The sequence below is a fragment of the Tabrizicola sp. genome, from assembly GCF_036781545.1.
GTDB lineage: Bacteria > Pseudomonadota > Alphaproteobacteria > Rhodobacterales > Rhodobacteraceae > Tabrizicola.
Genome location: NZ_DAIQAT010000225.1, coordinates 1 through 4,147 on the forward strand (window position 1 = coordinate 1; position 4,147 = coordinate 4,147).

Consider the following 4,147-nt stretch of genomic DNA (forward strand, 5'->3'; position numbering starts at 1 on the left):
CGACATGACCCGCGTCCGCCCCGAGGTGGCCGAGGCGATGCGCAAGATCAACGAGATGGGCCCGGTCTTCGCCGCCCGCGCGAAGGGGGTGGACGACGAGGCGTCCTTCCCGGTGGAGAATTACAAGGACCTCGCCGACGCCGGGTTCCTGGGCCTCTCGATCCCGCAGGAGTTCGGGGGCTGGGGCTTCAGCATGGGCGAATACGCCATGGTGGGGGCCGAGATCGCCAAATACTGCGGGGCCACCGCGCTGACCTTCAACATGCACAATTCCTCGATGGCCTGGTCGCGGTTCATGTATGACATGCCGAACCTTTCGGCCGAGGAGAAGGCGGCCTTCGCCCCCCTGCGCGCCAGGCAGTTCACCCGCGCGATGAAGGAGCGTGCGATCTTCTCGCAGCCGATCTCCGAGGGCGGGCAGAACTGGACATCCAAGCCGAACCAGACCCAGGCCCGCGCGGTCGAAGGCGGCTGGAAGATCAGCGGGTTCAAGAAATTCGCCTCGCTGGCAGGCTATTGCGACTACTACACCATCGTCTGCACCGAGGTCTTCGAGGGGCAGGAGCCCCGGCACGAGGACACGATGCTGTTTGTGGTCCACAAGGACGCGGCGGGCCTGACCGTGAAGGGTGACTGGGACCCGCTGGGGATGCGGGGGACGAACAGCCGCGACTTGATCCTGAAAGACGTTTTCGTCACCGAGGACGATCTGCTGATGCCGAAGGGCATCTTCGGCAAGACCCTGCCCAACTGGCCGCATATGATGGCGACGCTTTCGCCCACCTACATGGGGGTGGCGCAGGGGGCCTTTGACTTCACGCTCGCCTATCTGCAAGGCCGCGTCCCCGGCCAGCCGCCGATCGACCGGCGGATGTATGCGACCAAGCGGGTAGCGGTCAGCAAGATGTATGCGCGCCTTGCGAACATGCGCGCGCTCTGGTGGCAGGCCTTCTCCGAGGCCAAGGGGATGCCGTCCAAGGCCGAGGTGCTGCGGATGTATGCGGCGCAGTACAACGTGATGGAAGGCGTGCAGGAGATCACCGCGCTTGCCATCCGCACCTGCGGCGGGCAGTCGATGCTGAAATCCCTGCCGCTGGAGCGGATGTATCGCGACAGCCGCTGCGGGGCGCTGATGCTGCCCTATACGTCCGAGATCATGGAGGACTACATCGGGGTCCTCGCGCTTTACGAGATGGACGAACTGGACTCGGCGCCGGGCGACGAGGGCGGGGCGCGCAACTCGCTCTGGCGCGGGGACAGCGGCGCACTGCGGATGCTGCGCTGATGCCGCGAGAGGTGGTGCAGGTCCGGGGCCTTGTGCCGCTTGCGCCCGAGGCGGTCTGGGCGGTCGTGCGCGACTTCTGCGGGGCCTGGCACCCCTGGGTGGAGACGATCCGCGAGGAGAGGGGCGCGCAGGGAGCTTTGGTCCGGGCCTTCACCGTCACGGGGGAGGCGACGCTCTACCGCGAGCAGCTGACCTATGTCTCCGACAGCGACCGGGTGCTGGGCTATACGCATCTGGAGGGGATCAGGGACTGCGAGGCCTATGATGCGCGGCTGACGGTGACGGCGGCCGAGGCCGGGGGATCGGTGGTCATCTGGACCGCCACCGTCCGCGCGCCCGCGTCGCGGCTGGCGGCGATCTGCGAGGGGACGCAGGCGGTGTTCGAGGCGGGGATCGCGGCGCTGGGTTCGGCGAAATCCTACCGCGCGAAACCGGAACCCTTTCGGATAGCGCGCCTTTCCCCTCTGCAAACCCAGATGATCGACGATTTGCCCCGCCTGTGCTTCGATGTAGTTGACAAGGGTAGTGACCGAGTCTGCCTGTTCCTGCACGGGATTGGTGGTGGGCGCATGAATTGGAAGCAGCAGGTGCAGGCCGCCGGCACTATCTCGACCAGTGCCGCGCTTGACCTGCGCGGCTATGGCGACAGCACGCTTGGACCGCGCCAGTCCACGGTGGACGACTACTGCGCCGATATCCTGCGGGTGGCCGACAAGCTGGGCGCACGGCGGCTGGTGCTGGTCGGGCTCTCCTACGGGTCCTGGATCGCCACGTCCTTCGCCATGCGCTACCCGGAGATGCTGGCGGGCCTTGTCCTGTCCGGCGGCTGCACCGGCATGTCCGAGGCCGGGCCCGACGAACGCGAGGCTTTCCGCGTCAGCCGTGAGGTGCCGCTGAACGCGGGCCAGATTCCCGCCGACTTTGCCCCCGCCGTGGTCAAGGTGCTGGCCGGTCCCGACGCCAACGAAGCCACCCGCCAGATGCTCTATGACAGCATGGCCGCGATCCCTGCCGCCACCTATCGCGACGCGCTGAACTGCTTCACCAACCCGCTGGAGCGCTTCGATTTCGCCAAGCTCACCATGCCTGTCCTGCTGATGACCGGCGAGCACGACCGCCTCGCCCCGCCCGCCGAAATCCGCGCCGTCGCGGGCCGCATCTGGGATGCCGCCCCCCGCCCCGACGTGCGCTTCGAGGCGATCCCCGGCGCGGGCCATGTCTGCAACGTGGAACGGCCCGACCTCTACAACCGCCATCTGCTTTCCTTCCTGAGCCGCCTGCCATGACCGCGCTGCCCCGTCGCCAGCAGAACCGCCTGAACCGCGAGCGCCAGATCCTCGACGCCGCGCTGACGGTGTTCGCCGCGCAGGGCTATTCCGGCACCACGATGGATGCGGTGGCGGCGGAGGCCGGGGTGACCAAGCCCACGCTCTATTCCTACTTCCCCTCGAAGGAATCGCTCTTCCAGGCGATGATGCTGGGCAAGCGCGACCTGATGCTGGATGTCTTCGAACATCCGTCGCAACAGGGCATGGTCGCCGATCTTCTGACCTTCGCCTGGGCCTATGCCGACACGGTGATGCGGCCCGACCTGCTGTCGCTCGCCCGGCTGATCATCGGCGAAGTGCAGCGCTTTCCAGAGATCGGGCGGGCCTACCAGGCCTCGGGTCCCGATCACCTTCTGCGCGGGATCATGCGCTATCTCGACAGCCAGCGCCGGGCCGGACGGCTTGAGTTCGACGATGCGGAACTGGCCGCGCAGGATCTGTGGGGCCTGATCCTTTCGGCCCCGCGCACCCAGGCCCTCTACATGCCCGACGCCCCCCCCGACCGGGCCATGCTCGCGCGCTACATAGCCAACGGATTGCGTGTCTTCCTGAAAGCCTATTCCAAGACGCCGAAAACCGATCTCGAACAACTAGAGGTGCTGCAAGGCACCCTTCCTCAACAGGTGACCAATGACGCTTGACGACTTTCTTGCCGACCCGGCAAGCCGCTTTGCCACCGTGGCGATGACGGATACGAACGGCCTTCTGCGCGGGCAGATGGTTTCGGCCCAAAGCCTCAAGGGAATTGCCAAGGCCGGGATGGGCATGGCCCCTGCCCAGCTGGCCCTCGACCCCACCGACGTGCATTTGAACCTTCCGGGGGTGAATGACGACGCGGGCGATTTCCATGACGATCCGCTGATCCTCGACCCCACGACGGCGCGCCGCCTGCCTTGGTCGAAGCCGGGACATGACCTTCTGGTCCTGTCGAACTTCTCGGGCCAGTCGGGCGAACTTTGCCCGCGTTCGATCCTGACAAACGTCCTTGCCCGCGCGGCCGAAGCGGGGTTCTTCCCGAAATACGGGATGGAGCTGGAATACACCCTCTTCGACGAAACCCCCGAAAGCGCACGGGCCAAGGGCTATCGCAACCTGACCCCGGCCACCCCGCATGCAAGCCATGACCTGATCCTGTACCAGGCCGTCCAGACCGAATGGTACGAGGCGCTGGCCGCGATCTGCGAGCCGCTGAAGATCGACCTGGCCAAGATGCACGAGGAAATCGGCGCGGGCTTCATGGAATGCTGCATCGCCGCGGGCACCGGGCTGGAACCGGCCGACCAGCTGGTGCTTCTGAAGAACTTCCTGCGCGCGCTTGCCTTGCGGCAGGGAAAGTCGGTCACCTTCATGCCGCGCTGGAACGAGAACGCCGACAGCCAGTCGATCCATCTGCACATCAGCCTGAAGGACAAGGCGGGCCAGCCCGTGTTCTGGGACGAAGGCCAGAAGAACGGCGTCAGCCAGACCTTCCGTCATTTCCTGGGCGGGTTGCAGGCCTATATCGGCGACATGACCCTGATCTTCCAGCCGACGG

The 4,147-nt window shown here is 66.1% G+C and carries 4 protein-coding genes; all 4 read left to right on the forward strand.

Annotation, left to right across the window (positions count from 1 at the left end; all coding sequences use genetic code 11):
• On the forward strand, nucleotides 1–1,285 hold a 1,285-nt coding region (locus V7Q39_RS19615; RefSeq protein WP_333818295.1), incomplete at its 5' end, for an acyl-CoA dehydrogenase family protein.
• Entirely contained in the window at nucleotides 1,285–2,571 is a 1,287-nt protein-coding gene (locus V7Q39_RS19620; RefSeq protein WP_333818296.1) for an alpha/beta fold hydrolase, read from the forward strand. The genes V7Q39_RS19615 and V7Q39_RS19620, both read left to right, overlap by 1 nt.
• Complete coding sequence (locus V7Q39_RS19625; RefSeq protein ID WP_333818297.1) at nucleotides 2,568–3,254, forward strand: TetR/AcrR family transcriptional regulator; 687 nt, start codon at nucleotides 2,568–2,570, stop codon at nucleotides 3,252–3,254. Before V7Q39_RS19620 ends, V7Q39_RS19625 begins: the two co-directional genes overlap by 4 nt.
• The coding region (locus V7Q39_RS19630; RefSeq protein ID WP_333818298.1) for a glutamine synthetase at nucleotides 3,244–4,147 on the forward strand (904 nt) is incomplete at its 3' end. The genes V7Q39_RS19625 and V7Q39_RS19630, both read left to right, overlap by 11 nt.